Origin of the sequence: Haemophilus sp. 27098_8_127, assembly GCF_041433495.1 — a bacterium.
Lineage (GTDB): Bacteria > Pseudomonadota > Gammaproteobacteria > Enterobacterales > Pasteurellaceae > Haemophilus_D.
Window position 1 is genome coordinate 91,835 of the sequence record NZ_JAPWBP010000004.1, and the last position, 14,276, is coordinate 106,110.

Annotated in this window: 14 protein-coding genes; 7 read left to right on the top strand and 7 right to left on the bottom strand. The window is 40.5% G+C overall.

All coding sequences use genetic code 11. The features are described 5' to 3' along the window. Positions 1 to 25 precede the first annotated feature (25 nt). From pyrR to gpt, 4 genes are all read right to left on the bottom strand, one after another. Positions 26 to 565 (bottom strand): bifunctional pyr operon transcriptional regulator/uracil phosphoribosyltransferase PyrR, encoded by a 540-nt coding sequence (gene pyrR / locus O3746_RS06285; protein WP_054420114.1) that lies wholly within the window; start codon positions 563 to 565, stop codon positions 26 to 28. Positions 566 to 643: 78 nt separating this feature from the next. Then, the gene (dnaE, locus tag O3746_RS06290; RefSeq protein WP_371448156.1) at positions 644 to 4,123 is read right to left on the bottom strand and encodes a DNA polymerase III subunit alpha; all 3,480 of its coding nucleotides are present in this window, start codon (positions 4,121 to 4,123) and stop codon (positions 644 to 646) included. Positions 4,124 to 4,158: 35 nt separating this feature from the next. Further along, complete coding sequence (locus tag O3746_RS06295; protein ID WP_232088525.1) at positions 4,159 to 5,379, bottom strand: lipopolysaccharide assembly protein LapB; 1,221 nt, start codon at positions 5,377 to 5,379, stop codon at positions 4,159 to 4,161. Positions 5,380 to 5,467: 88 nt separating this feature from the next. Next, positions 5,468 to 5,926 carry a xanthine phosphoribosyltransferase gene (gene gpt / locus O3746_RS06300; RefSeq protein ID WP_049364228.1) on the bottom strand — a complete coding sequence of 153 codons (459 nt, stop codon included), beginning with the start codon at positions 5,924 to 5,926 and terminating at the stop codon, positions 5,468 to 5,470. Positions 5,927 to 6,037: 111 nt separating this feature from the next. Here gpt and O3746_RS06305 point away from each other — a divergent pair, with 111 nt between their 5' ends. Further along, positions 6,038 to 7,486 (top strand): aminoacyl-histidine dipeptidase, encoded by a 1,449-nt coding sequence (locus tag O3746_RS06305; RefSeq protein ID WP_290991432.1) that lies wholly within the window; start codon positions 6,038 to 6,040, stop codon positions 7,484 to 7,486. 52 nt (positions 7,487 to 7,538) lie between these two features. Here the strand turns inward: O3746_RS06305 and htpX are convergent, their stop codons facing one another. Further along, entirely contained in the window at positions 7,539 to 8,390 is an 852-nt protein-coding gene (gene htpX / locus O3746_RS06310) for a protease HtpX (protein ID WP_178162576.1), read from the bottom strand. Between the two features lie 78 nt (positions 8,391 to 8,468). Next, positions 8,469 to 9,035, bottom strand: a complete 567-nt coding sequence (gene mobA, locus O3746_RS06315) for a molybdenum cofactor guanylyltransferase MobA (protein ID WP_070590992.1) — start codon at positions 9,033 to 9,035, stop codon at positions 8,469 to 8,471. Positions 9,036 to 9,101: 66 nt separating this feature from the next. On the opposite strand from mobA, the gene O3746_RS06320 reads away from it, so the two are divergent. The 6 genes from O3746_RS06320 (at position 9,102) to O3746_RS06345 (ending at position 12,748) form a co-directional block, all read left to right on the top strand. Beyond that, positions 9,102 to 9,368: a YihD family protein gene (locus O3746_RS06320; protein WP_005694923.1), complete on the top strand. Its 267-nt coding sequence runs from the start codon at positions 9,102 to 9,104 to the stop codon at positions 9,366 to 9,368. A 9-nt stretch (positions 9,369 to 9,377) separates the two neighbouring features. Beyond that, a complete protein-coding gene (locus O3746_RS06325) occupies positions 9,378 to 9,983 on the top strand; it encodes a DsbA family protein (RefSeq protein ID WP_371448160.1) in 606 nt (201 codons plus the stop codon). A 53-nt stretch (positions 9,984 to 10,036) separates the two neighbouring features. Further along, positions 10,037 to 10,372 carry a DUF413 domain-containing protein gene (locus O3746_RS06330; RefSeq protein ID WP_032804166.1) on the top strand — a complete coding sequence of 112 codons (336 nt, stop codon included), beginning with the start codon at positions 10,037 to 10,039 and terminating at the stop codon, positions 10,370 to 10,372. A gap of 101 nt (positions 10,373 to 10,473) precedes the next feature. After that, entirely contained in the window at positions 10,474 to 11,565 is a 1,092-nt protein-coding gene (gene trmA, locus O3746_RS06335; protein ID WP_371448163.1) for a tRNA (uridine(54)-C5)-methyltransferase TrmA, read from the top strand. Continuing rightward, positions 11,547 to 12,314, top strand: a complete 768-nt coding sequence (locus O3746_RS06340; protein WP_290914371.1) for a class I SAM-dependent methyltransferase — start codon at positions 11,547 to 11,549, stop codon at positions 12,312 to 12,314. Before trmA ends, O3746_RS06340 begins: the two co-directional genes overlap by 19 nt. Continuing rightward, positions 12,308 to 12,748 carry a SoxR reducing system RseC family protein gene (locus tag O3746_RS06345; RefSeq protein ID WP_180964876.1) on the top strand — a complete coding sequence of 147 codons (441 nt, stop codon included), beginning with the start codon at positions 12,308 to 12,310 and terminating at the stop codon, positions 12,746 to 12,748. Before O3746_RS06340 ends, O3746_RS06345 begins: the two co-directional genes overlap by 7 nt. 107 nt (positions 12,749 to 12,855) lie before the next feature. Here O3746_RS06345 and potE read toward each other — a convergent pair whose 3' ends face one another. Continuing rightward, the gene (gene potE, locus O3746_RS06350; RefSeq protein WP_049384716.1) at positions 12,856 to 14,172 is read right to left on the bottom strand and encodes a putrescine-ornithine antiporter; all 1,317 of its coding nucleotides are present in this window, start codon (positions 14,170 to 14,172) and stop codon (positions 12,856 to 12,858) included. Between the last annotated feature and the right edge of the window lie 104 nt (positions 14,173 to 14,276).

The following is a 14,276-nucleotide window of genomic DNA, read 5'->3' on the forward strand; positions in this document are numbered from 1 at the left end:
TCAAAGGTTCACAATAGGCTGATCGTTATTTAGGCAATAATGCCACTTCATAACAACCATCATATTTTAATGTACGTACCTGAACTTGTTCATCACGGGAGGTCGGCACATTTTTACCTACATAGTCTGCCCGAATCGGCAATTCACGATGTCCACGATCCACTAAAATCACCAACTCAATTTTAGCTGCACGACCAAAATCCGTTAACGCATCCATCGCGGCACGAATGGTTCTTCCGGTGAATAGAACATCATCGATCAAAATGACTTCTTTACCCTGAATATTCATATAACTTGAGGCACCGCTATACACAGGGGTTGGATTTTCAGGTTCAACATACTCTAAGTCATCGCGGTAAAATGTGATATCCAATTCCATCATTGGAAGACTTACTCCATTCAACTCTTCAATGCGATGTTGAATCAATTCGGCAATTTCAGCACCACGACGTTTTACCCCAACTAAAATTACATTATCGAAATCTTGGTGCTTTTCAATAATTTCATGGGAAATACGTGAAATGGTGCGTAAAAATCTGTTTGCATCAATAATAATTTTTTCCATTTTATCTCTCGCTTTGTTTACATAGACTAAGTGCGGTTGAAAAAACACTGATTTTTTGACCGCACTTTTACTGGAATATTAACCGAATTCTAGCTCTACCGCATTTTCGCCGAGCAAATTCACCAATTCTGTTAGAATCTCATCCGTTGGTGTAATCGACCATTGAATCCCTAAACGCAATAACGCACGACCTTTTGCGCTTTGATAATATACGTTAATTGGTAAAGTACCGCCACTAACCGGTTCTAACATTTCTTTCAATTTCTTAATAAAACTTGGGCTAATCTGCTCCTCAGACAAACTGATAGCCAAAGATTTTGCATAACGGGAACGCGCCTCATCTAAGGTCATTAAATCCCGTACCGACATTTTTAATCCACCAGAAAAATCGTCAAAACTCACCTGACCAGATACCACTACAACCGTATCTTTTTGTAGTTTTTCGCCGAATTGGTCTAAGCTTTCGCCGAATAGAGTTAGGTCTAAACGCCCTGATCGGTCATCAATGGTTGCGATACCGATGCGATTGCCTTTTTTCGTTGTTGCAAAACGCGTTGCCACCAACAAACCAGCTGCAGTGCTAATTTGCCCACGGCGGTTTGGCGTGAGATCTTTTAATCGCGTAGAACTGTAATGAGAAAGCTCTTTTAAATAACGACTTACCGGATGGCTGCTTAAATACAAACCAAGGGTTTCACGCTCACCATCTAGAATTTGTTTTTCTGTGTAAGGTGGCGTATGGGCGTAAGCATTTTCCACTTCTTCGTGTGTTTCTGTCAGCACACCGAACATATCGGTTTGCCCCATGGCCTCATCTTTTGCATGCTGATCAGAGGCTTTGAGTGCATCTTCTAGATTCTTAGATAACGCCGCACGATGTGGCCCTAACTTATCAAACGCGCCCGACATAATCAGACTTTCAAAGGTACGACGGTTAATTTTCTTCAAATCAACGCGAGCACATAAATCAAACAAATCCCTGAAAATCCCACCTTCATTACGAGCGGTAATCAGTGCATCAATCGGACCTTCACCCACCCCTTTAATGGCGCCGATACCATAAACAATCTCACCATTTTCATTCACACTGAAATGATGTTTTCCTACATTGATATCTGGTGGGGTAACTTTTAAGCCCATACGCAAACATTCATCGTACAAGCCGACGATTTTATCGGTATTATCCATTTCCGAGGTCATTACCGCTGCCATAAACTCAGCAGGGAAATGGGTTTTCAGCCAAAGGGTTTGGTAAGATACCAATGCGTAAGCAGCAGAGTGTGATTTATTGAAACCATAGCCGGCAAATTTTTCCACTAAGTCGAAAATCTTCATGGAAAGCTCGCCATCAACACCATTTTTCTCAGCACCTTCTTTAAATACTGAGCGCTGTTTCGCCATTTCTTCCGGCTTTTTCTTACCCATCGCACGACGTAATAAGTCCGCACCACCAAGAGTATAACCCGCTAACACCTGAGCAATCTGCATGACTTGCTCTTGGTACAAAATAATACCGTAAGTTGGCTCTAAAATCGGTTTAAGGCTTTCATGTTGGTAGTTTGCATCAGGATAAGACACTTCCTCACGACCATGTTTACGGTCAATAAAGTTATCCACCATACCTGATTGTAATGGACCTGGTCGGAATAATGCCACCAACGCGATAATATCTTCAAAACAGTCTGGTTGAAGGCGTTTAATCAAATCTTTCATCCCGCGAGATTCCAACTGGAATACGGCGGTCGTTTCAGATCGCTTCAGCAACTCAAAAGATTCGGGATCATCTAATGGAATAGCAGCAATATCAACTGGCGGTTTGCCTTCACGAGTAAGGCGGGCATTAATCATATCTAGTGCCCATTTGATAATAGTGAGTGTACGCAAACCTAAGAAGTCAAACTTCACTAAACCTGCATATTCCACATCATTTTTATCGAAGTGAGTAACCGGATGAAGTCCTTCGTTGTCACAATAAAGTGGAGCAAAGTCTGTAATCAAAGAAGGCGAAATCACCACGCCACCCGCGTGTTTACCCGCATTTCGTGTAACACCTTCCAGCTTACGCGCCATATCAATTAGGGCTTTAACTTCTTCATCTGAATCATATGCTACTTGTAACTGTGGTTCAGCCTCAAAAGCCTTGGCTAAAGTCATGCCGGGATCAGGGGGAATCATTTTCGAAATACGATCCACGAAGCCATAAGGATGGCCTAATACGCGACCTACATCTCGAATTACCGCTTTGGCCGCCATGGTACCAAAGGTAATAATTTGTGATACCGCACCACGACCATAGGTTTCTGCGACATGATCGATAACACGATCCCGTCCATCCATACAGAAATCCACGTCGAAATCGGGCATAGAAACACGCTCTGGATTGAGGAAACGCTCAAAAAGAAGATCGAATTCAAGGGGATCTAAATCGGTAATTTTTAGTGCATAAGCCACCAATGAACCAGCACCAGAGCCACGTCCTGGTCCTACCGGAATATCATTGTCTTTTGACCACTGGATAAACTCCATGACGATTAAGAAGTAACCCGGGAAACCCATTTGGTTGATCACATCAAGTTCAACTTGAAGGCGCTCATCATATTCTGGTCGTCTTTCTGCCCGCACTTTTTCATCAGGGAATAAAAACGCCAAACGCTCTTCTAAACCCTCTTTAGATTTCATCACCAAATAATCTTCCGTACTCAGTTCGCCAGTTGGAAATTGAGGGAGGAAATATTGCCCTAAACGCAAAGTCACATTACAGCGTTGCGCTATTAATACCGTATTTTCAAGTGCTGAAGGAATGTCCGCAAATAAGTCGCACATCTCTTCTTCTGAGCGGAAATATTGTTGCTCGGTATAACGTTTTGGACGTTTCGGATCGTCAAGGGTATAGCCATCATGAATAGCAACTCGAATTTCGTGTGCCTCAAAATCATCAGGTGCGAGAAAGACAACATCGTTGGTTGCAACAATCGGTAAATCATGTTCCTCAGCCAATTTTAATGCGGCTTGAATATAACGCTCTTCATCCGGACGACCTGTTCGAGAAAGCGAAAGGTAAAAATGGTCAGGGAAAAATTCTTGATAAAAACTGACCGCACTTTCTGCTTCAGAGAGATTTTCTTTAAGGAGTTTTTTCGCGATATCGCCTTGTGTGCCACCCGATAAAATAATCACACCTTCACGGTGTTCAATCAACCACTCTTGGTCGATATAAGGTAGGTCCACATAGCCACGTTGATAGGCTTTTGAAAGCAGTAAGGTGATGTTTTTATAGCCTTCGTTGTTCTTAGCTAGTAGAGTGAGGGTAAATAATTCCTCACCGCATAGCTCACTTTTAACATGAACATCTGCACCAATAATCGGTTTAATCCCCGAAGAAAGGGTTTCTCCATAAAAACGCACCACACCACAAAAATTAGTAAAATCTGTTAATGCCAATGCAACCATATTATTTGCAGCACACGCCTTGACCAATGGTTTTACTTTCACGATACCATCAATCATTGAAAAATCGGTGTGTGTACGAAGGTGTACAAAACGCGGTTGAGTTGACATTAATAATCCTTATGTTGATAGTTAAAACAGATAACTTAGGCTTTTTTAATATCTATTCTAGCTAAGCCTTCTTTAAAAGCGAATCCATAACGTCTTGGTATTGATGCTTCAAATCGACCATTCTCTACGATAGTTTCATAGCTGCAAACTTTAAATTCAGGCACACGAATAAAGGAATAATCGACATTCACCATAGGCGATATTTTTGAATATAACGTCCATCTGACTTTGCTTCCTTCTTCAAAAGAGGTTTTCGCATCAAAACTGCTTGCCCCTTCGCAATGCGCAATTTGGTAATGAGGGTAAAACTCCCCAGGGAAAGGTTTTGCATTACAGAAGTTAAATACTCTATCATGCGAAAATACATCTTGGCGAATATAACCCCACAAGTCTTCAGCAAGGAAATCCTGATCGGCAAAATGGCGAGAGTCATATCCCTTATCAACAAAACATTGAATTCTTGCTTCCATATCTGGCACCGCACCAGCTTTAGCCCCCCACATCCCCGCTAAAATAAGTGCGGTATGGGAGCCAGAATCACGCATTGTATGGAATGAATGACCACTTTCAATCCATTCGGCCACGGCTTCTGCTTCTCGGTGAGAAACTACTGAGTCAGCATCACGGAAGATCACATACTCAGCTTCGGGATCATTAATTGCAAGAAAACGCCACATTGCACCAGGCCATTTATTCACAGGTGAAGTGACATAAACTACTTCCGCACCATTATTTTTTAATCGTTGAATCGCTTCAGGAGAAACTGAATCATCTACATAAAAACGGCATACCCAACCTGGGAATAACATCGGAGAAACTTGCGTATTTAATACAGCCGGCTCAATATATTTGGAGTTATTACCAAATAAAGAAAATGCGATAATTCGCTTACCATTTTTAGGCGCAGACGCAGGAACCATTTCCTGTGTTGGAACGGGAATAGCTTTATCTTTCAACTCAAGGGCTAAACTACCATAAAAACCTGAGCGCTCCCAATCATCTAGTGCACCATAAGCATGTGCCAATAAATCTAAAGCCGGAATATATTGCGCATCTATTTTTAATGTTTTTAATTCTGCCTCAATTGCCTCTTCCCATTTTAATTGTTGCAAATAAACATAAGCAATTTTATGAGAGTATTCGGGATTATTAGGATCAAGTAAGCAAAGCGTTTCAGCCAGCTTGACTGCTTCATCATATTCTTTATTTTCAAGTGAGGAAACGTAAGATCGCTCTAGCGCTTTTTGTGCGTCCATATTATTCATAATCAAAATAAATTGGTCATAATTATTACGCCGGAACTATAAAAGCACCGGCGTAACAAAATTTTATATTTAGGTTTTATTATTTTCTTGCTAATGGTGGCACAAAAGTTAAACCTAAATCCCAAGGTTGTTCAATCCAAGTATTTTGTGGAATATCAATCACGTAATCATCCACTAACTCAGCACCTGCTGGTTTTGCGAATACTGTGACAAATTTTGCTTTCGGATACATTTCACGAATTGCACGAGCAGTGTTGCCGGTATCTACCAAATCGTCTACCACGATCATACCTTCACCATCACCATCTGCTCGGTGTAATACTTTTAATGCACCTTGTTCATCGTGATCGTAACTCGCAATACACACGGTTTCCACGAAACGAATATTTAATTCGCGAGCAAGTACCGCTGCTGGGAATAAACCACCACGACTTACTGCGATGATACCTTTCCACTGAGTGGCAGGAAGTAAACGTTCCGCTAATTTGCGGGCATGCATTTGGAACATATCCCAAGTCACAACATATTTTTCGCTCATAACAAATACCTTAAACTTTGTCGCTAAATAAAAAAATTGCGGAATTTTAACCTGAAATGGCGTTTTATGCTATGATTTCCGCAAAAATTTTAATGAAAAAAGGAGTTCCTTATGTCAGAAATTACCACATTACAACCGCAATTACTTTGGAAATGGTTTGATCAAATTTGTACGATTCCGCATCCTTCACATCATGAAGATGCACTCGCCACTTTTATTGTCAACTGGGCGAAAGAAAAACAATTCTTTGCAGAACGTGATGAGGCCGGCAATGTATTAATTCGTAAACCGGCTACAGCCGGAATGGAAAACAGCCAACCTGTTGTCTTACAGGCACATTTAGATATGGTGCCACAAGCCAATGAAGGCAATCCGCATAATTTTACCCAAGACCCTATTCGCCCTTATATCGACGGTGATTGGGTAAAAGCAAAAGGTACGACACTTGGCGCGGATAACGGTATTGGTTTAGCCTCTACCTTAGCGGTATTAGAAAGTACCGATATTGCACATCCACCACTTGAAGTGTTACTTACCATGACTGAAGAAACCGGCATGGATGGTGCCGTACATCTTCGTCGTAACTGGTTAAAATCAGAAATCTTAATTAATACCGATACCGAAGAAATTGGTGAAATCTATATTGGTTGTGCTGGTGGGGTGAATGCTAATGTTGAACTACCTGTTCACCGTGAAAGCAATTCATTCAGCCATAGTTTGCAAATTAACTTAAAAGGTTTACGAGGCGGTCACTCTGGTTGTGATATTCACACCACACGTGCGAATGCAATTAAAGTATTAGCACGCTTATTAGCAAAACTTACACAAAATCAACCGCACTTTGCCCTTGCAGAAATTCGTGGTGGCTCAATTCGTAATGCGATTCCACGTGAAGCCGCTGCAACCATTTGCTTCAATCATGATGTAGAAAGCGTAAAAAGTGCGGTTAAAAATTTTGAAGTTTTATTGAAAGAAGAGCTCGCTATTGCTGAACCTAACTTAACCTTAACCGCTGAGCAAGTTGAAAATCCACAACAAACTTTCACGCTTGAAACCACCAAAAAAGTGATTAATTTACTGAATGTGTTACCAAACGGTGTTATTCGTAACAGTGATGTCATCAAAAATGTCGTGGAAAGCTCATTGAGCATTGGTGTATTAAAAACTCTTGAAGACAAAATCAAAGGTACGATTCTTATTCGCTCGCTTATTGAAAGTGGTAAAGAGTATGTAGAAGAAACCTTAACTTCACTCGCTGAACTCACTGGTGCAACGGTTGAATTCTCAGGTTCTTACCCTGGTTGGAAACCGGTAAACGACACGGCAATTTTAGCCTTAATGAAAAAACATTATGCAGAAGTGCTTGGCAAAGAGCCGGTTATTAAAGTGATTCATGCAGGGCTTGAATGTGGCTTATTGAAAGAACATTATCCAAATATTGATATGATTTCTGTGGGGCCAACTATTCGCAATGCGCATTCGCCAGATGAAAAAGTCCAAATTTCAACAGTACAAACGTACTGGGAATTACTCACTAAAGTCTTAGCGGATATTAAATAATCTACAAATAAAAAGGGCTAAATATTACATTTAGCCCTTTATTTTTTATCTTTTATAAACTACGTAATGCTTCGATACGTTTTTCAAGCGGAGGATGGCTCATAAAGAGTTCGCTACGTTTGCCGTTAATCATAAAAGCATTAAGTGAACCTTCCATCTCTTGCGGCTCATGAATTTGTTGTAAACGTTGTAATGCCGCAATCATTTTTTCTTTACCAACAAGTTGTGCAGAACCTGCATCTGCGCGATATTCGCGATAGCGTGAGAACCACATCGCGATAATGCTCGCTAAAATACCAAACAAGATTTCTAACACCATTGAGACTAAGAAGTAAATACCTGAACTACGGCTTTCTTCATCACCATTACGGGAGCTCGCCACCACATTAGCAATTACGCGAGATAAGAAAATCACGAAGGTATTCAATACGCCCTGCAATAAAGTCATGGTCACCATATCACCGTTCGCGATGTGTGAGACCTCATGAGCCAATACTGCTTCAGCTTCCTCTTCCGTCATGGAGTTTAATAAGCCTGTACTAATCGCCACTAAAGAATTGTTTTTAGTCGCACCCGTAGCAAAAGCATTCGCATCATTAGAATGGTAGATCGCCACATCTGGCATTGGGATACCAGCTTGCTGTGCTTGACGACGTACCGTTTCAACCAACCAACGTTCCGCTTGATTACGTGGTTCGGTAATCACTTCTGCCCCCACAGAGCGCAATGCCATGGTTTTTGATAAAAATAATGAAATCAACGATCCGGCAAAACCGAAAAGCATCGCCATAATTAAAATGCCACCTGTACTATTTCCTGCAATACCGGTCACATTTAAAATAATCCCTAACACAAGCATCACAGCAAAGTTAGTGGCTAAAAATAAAAGGATTCGCATCATAATAAAGTTCCTCAATAAAATAGAAAGTAAACACTGCAATAATGGAGAATTTTTTACAAAATTCAAGGTTAAACAAATAATTTATTGTAAATCTTCTAAGGTATTAAAATTTACAAATCGTCCTTCTTGTTCGTCAAATTGGACAGCAACCGCGCCATTTTTGTTCATAAATTGTAATAAACGACGTTCGCCTTCATTTAAATAAGCACGTAACTTCTCTTTAAGCTGAACGGACATCAAACAAAATGTCGGGTGTTCACGCTCTTTATCTTTTGCATAAGCCATTAAAGTGCGGTCATTTTTAACCGCGCTTTTTAGTTTTTCTAATAAGTTTTGTGGAAAATACGGACTATCACAAGGCACAAAAAGTACAAAATCCGTTTTAGCTTGTTCGAGTGCTGTCAGCATACCGCTCAACGGGCCCTGAAAATCAGGCAATTCATCTGAAAATACGGGAAAACCCCATTGTGCATATTCCGTATGGTGGCGATTAGCATTAATTGAAATATCAATCACTTGAGGTTGTAAGCGTTCAATTACATGGCTAATTAATGGTTTATTTTGTAAAAGCTGCAAGCCTTTATCCGCCCCATTCATTCTCCGTGCTTTTCCACCCGCTAAAATAACCGCACTTATTGTGTATTCCATATTTTCTTATTGCCTTATTTGAAGTATGATCTAGCCTTATTTTTCTCCATTTAAAAGGAAATAGCAATGAAATGTAAGCGTTTAAATGAAGTATTGGAACTTTTACAACCTTATTGGTCTAAAGACCCAGATCTGAGCTTGTTACAAATTTTGCAAAAAATTGCTGATGAAGCAGGTTTTGATAAACCCGTAGCAGAATTATCTGATGAAGTGATTATTTATCATTTAAAAATGCACGGTACAGATAAACTTGAGCCAATTCCTGGCATCAAAAAAGATTATGAAGAAGATTTTAAAACCGCATTGTTAAAAGCGCGCGGAATTATTAAATAAGGAAAACAAATGAAAAAAGTTTTATTTTTACTCGGTGCTTTATTTTCATTTAACGCATTCGCAGCTAATCTAGAAGAAGGTAAACAATACGTTCAAGTGGGTCAAACCGCTTCTGCACAGCCTGAAGTGATTGAATTTTTCTCTTTCTACTGCCCGCATTGCTATGCCTTTGAAATGGAATACCACATTCCAAAACAAGTTGCAGAAAGCTTACCAAAAGGCACTGAATTTAAACAATATCACGTTAACTTCTTAGGTCGTCAATCTGAAAACCTCACTCGTGCATGGGCATTAGCGATGGCACTTGGTGCAGAAAGCAAAGTGAAAGCGCCTTTATTTGAAGCCGCACAACAAGATAAATTAAGCTCAATGGACGATATTCGTAAAATCTTCATTGATAACGGTGTGACTGCTGAACAATTTGATAACAATATCAATAGCTTTGTTGTAAACGGTTTAGTAAATAAACAAGTGAATGCGGCTGAGCAGTTTAAAGTACATGGCGTACCTGATTTCTATGTAAATGGCAAATATCGTGTGAACCCTGAAGGCTTAAATTACGATGATTTCGTCAAAGATTATGTAGAAACCGTGAAAGGTTTATTGCAAAAATAAAAAAAAATTGGTTTAATGCCTGCCGTTTTTAAATATAAAGAAGAGAGATGATTATGGCTGCTAGTTTCAGTGTTACTCGTCGTTTTTTTGACGACAAAAACTACCCACGCGGATTTTCCCGTCACGGTGATTATACAATCAAAGAATCCCAAGTATTAGAGCAATATGGTCAAGCGTTTAAAGCATTAGATTCAGGCGAGCGCAAGCCAGCGACAAAAGAAGAAAAAGAATTTGTTGCATTTTGCCGTGGTGAACGTGCACCAGAAACTTTCTTCGAAAAAACCTGGAATAAATATCGTACTCGCATTAACACAACAAAACGTGTTTACACCTTATCTGGTGATGTGAGCGAAGCGGCTTCTGGCGGCGAAGATTATTCTGGCGAATAATACATTTTAAAAGGCAGGCAGAAGCTTGCCTTTTGCTTTTTTACTCAATCCCCATGCTTGCCAAGGGCTGTGGGGTATTTATCATTCAAACGTAAACATCAATGCAACTACCCATTTCCCAATATACCGAACTCCTGCAAAAAAAGACTGAAAAACTGACCGCACTTTTGCAGCCCTTTAACGCCCCAGAAATAGCCGTGTTTGATTCGCCGACTAGCCATTATCGGATGCGTGCAGAATTTCGTATTTGGCATGATAAAGGCGATTTTTATCACATCATGTTTGATCAAACCACCTTGCAACGTTATCGAGTGGATGAGTTCCCGATTGCCAGCGAGCTGATCAATCGCATGATGAAAGCCTTATTGCCGTTGTTAAAAACGCAGGAAGTGTTACATAAAAAACTGTTTCAAATTGATTATTTGAGCACACTCAGCAATAAGATCATTGTGAGCCTACTTTACCACAAGCAACTCACGGAAGAATGGCAAAGCGCTGCAGCAAACCTAAAAGGTGAATTACAACAACTTGGTTTTGATGTGCAGCTGATTGGTCGTGCGAGTAAACAAAAAATCTGTTTAGAGCAGGATTTTGTCGATGAAGTGTTACCGGTGAAAGGGCGCAATTATGTTTATCGCCAAGTGGAAAACAGTTTCACTCAACCTAATGCAGCGGTAAATTGCAAGATGTTGGAATGGGCGATTGATTGCACTCAAGGTTCTCAAGGCGATTTATTAGAGCTGTATTGTGGTAACGGCAATTTCTCTATCACCCTTGCACAAAACTTCCGTAAAGTGCTTGCTACTGAAATTGCCAAGCCATCCGTGGCTGCCGCACAATTTAATATTGCGGAAAATGGTATAGATAATCTGCAAATTATCCGTATGTCGGCAGAAGAATTTACCCAAGCAATGAATGGTGTACGTGAGTTTAATCGCTTAAAAGGCATTGATTTAAAAGCCTATCAATGCAATACGATTTTTGTTGATCCACCACGAGCAGGGCTTGACCCTGACACGGTAAAACTGGTGCAAAATTACGATCGTATTTTGTATATTTCCTGCAACCCACATACCCTTTGTGAGAATTTGCAAACCCTAAGCCAAACCCACCGCATTGAAAAAGCGGCGCTGTTTGATCAATTCCCTTACACAGATCATATGGAAAGCGGCGTATGGCTGGTGAAAAAATAAAAATTCAACTGCTTGCCGAAGCCGGAACATTGTCAGAATTGACCGCACTTTGCGCCCCTCTTGGTATCGAGCATTGTACTGAAAGCCCACTTGCATTGGTGCAAACTGAAACTCACCTAGCCCTACGCAAACTGGATGAACCCAAGTTGGGCGATGTGTTTGTAGATTTCGTAGCTGGTGCGATGGCGCATCGTCGTAAATTTGGTGGTGGACGTGGCGAAGCTATTGCCAAAGCTGTAGGTATTAAGGGTGCAGAATTGCCGAGCGTGATTGATGCCACAGCAGGACTTGGTCGAGATGCGTTTGTTTTAGCTTCTATCGGTTGCCAAGTGCGTTTAGTGGAGCGTCATCCGGTAGTATATTTACTATTGCAGGATGGCCTCAACCGCGCTTATCAGGATGCAGAAATAGGTGAAATGATGCAACAAAATATGCGCTTACTAAATGTTCATCATATTGCCGAACTTAATCCACAAATCGATAGTGCCGATGTGGTGTATTTAGATCCAATGTATCCGCACAAGCAAAAATCCGCCCTAGTCAAAAAAGAAATGCGTGTATTCCAACATTTGGTTGGTGCCGATTTGGATGCCGATGAACTCTTGACACCTGCGTTACAATTAGCCCGTAAACGTGTGGTGGTAAAACGTCCTGACTATGCGGAATTTTTAGCGCAAAAAGCGCCCCATGTTAGTCGTGAAACCAAAAATCACCGCTTTGATATTTATATGGGAGAAGCAAAATGCTAAAAGAAAGTGCCGTTGTGATGAGCTATGATGCGGAAACAGGCCTTGCTAAAGTGAAATGTCAATCACAAAGCGCCTGTGGAGCTTGTTCGGCTAGAGAAGCCTGTGGAACAGCTTCCCTGTCTGAACTCAATGGAAAACGAGGCGAACATATCTTCCCGCTCGAAACCATCACGCCACTCCGTGCAGGTCAAATGGTAGAAATCGGTCTAGAAGAAAAATCCATGTTATTTTCTGCATTGTTAATGTATATCGTGCCGCTTTTCACGCTATTGGTTGCAACATTGCTTTCTAGCTATATCAGTGCAAATGAGCTCATCCGTGCGATTTTAATCTTTATGTTGACCGCTCTTTCCTTTGTGATGGTTAAACGATATACCCACAAACTCGGCCAACAAACGGAATTTCAGCCTGTTTTGTTGAGAGTGTTGTCCTAAATAAAAAGAGCGGTTGAAAACAATTAAATTTTCAACCGCTCTTTTATACTTTAAGCTTATTACTACTCGAAAGAGCCTACATGAAGATGTAGGCTTTTCTTTTTTAATTAAGCTTGAGATTTTTTAAGGTCAAATTTGTAAGAAACAAAACCATACAATGTCCAACCGATAAAGGTCACAATTGAACCGTATAGCATCGCTTGTTCACCCGCAGCATAAAGCGCATAGATACTATAGACTGAACCAATAAAGGCAACAAGAACAGTTTTTTTGTATTTTTGGTAAGGAACGTTTTCAGTTTTCAACAATACGGGAAGTGCAGCCATTGAGAGCAAGTATGGAATAACGTTTGTTACTACCGCTAGGTCAACCAGCACATTGAATTGTTTATTTAATGATGGGCTGATTGTCATTAATGATAGTAATGTTTGTAACGCAGTGATGGTTACCATACCAACGATAGGTGCATCTTTGCTAGTAACTTTTTTGAAGAATGCTGGGAAATAACCTTCTTCCGCTGAAGATTTAAATACTTGAGCAATAGTGAACTGCCAACCTAATAATGAACCGAAACAAGACATCACCATTAAGCCCATGATAACTTTACCGATTGTTTCATCAAACATATGAGCAAAGGCTAAACCGAACGGTGCAGTTGAGTTAGCAAGTTCAAGGTTAGGAACAATACCTGCGATAACGTTAGTAGAAACGATATAAATTACCGCTGCACCTAAAGTACCACCAAGTACCGCGATTGGTACGTTTTTCTCTGGATTTTCAACCGCATCAGAATTCGCACAAGCAGACTCTAACCCTAAGAATGCCCATAATGTCATTGAAATAGATACACCGATCGCTTCAAAAGTAGGCACATTGTGTGGGTTCCAAGAGTTTACATACATTGAACCATCAAACCATTTCCAACCAATGATTGAAATACCTACCACAGGAATAATTACACCCCAAATGGTGAATGAACTGATGTTACCCGTAATTCTTGCACCACCGAAGTTAAGAATAGTCGCAAGCCAAAGAGTGAAGATCGTCCATAATGCAATAGAAAGTGGAGAAAGGGTTGCACCAAGGAACTCAGAACCATAACCTACAGCAGAAATCGCAATCGCAGTATTCGCAATAACTAATGACACACCATAAGTATAGTTTGCCATGAAGTTACCAGCTTTACCGAAAGAGTATTCCGCATAACCGCCCATACCACCAGATTTTTTACTGAACATACCGCATTGTGCGAATGCGTAAGCTAAGGCTGTTGAACCAACGGCTGTTACAAGCCAAGAAACGATGGAAATAGTCCCAATTTCGGCTAATTTGGTCGGTAACATAATGATACCGGAACCCATCATATTAACCATGGTAAGAATGGTGAGTTGTACCACACCAATTTTATTACTTTTAGCACTCATAATTTATACTCCTACAAGTGCGGTCAAAAAATCAGATGTTTTTAACCGCACTTTTTTTGTTTGTGCTGAGAGGGTTATGAGGAAAAACCTCATAACCTCACTTC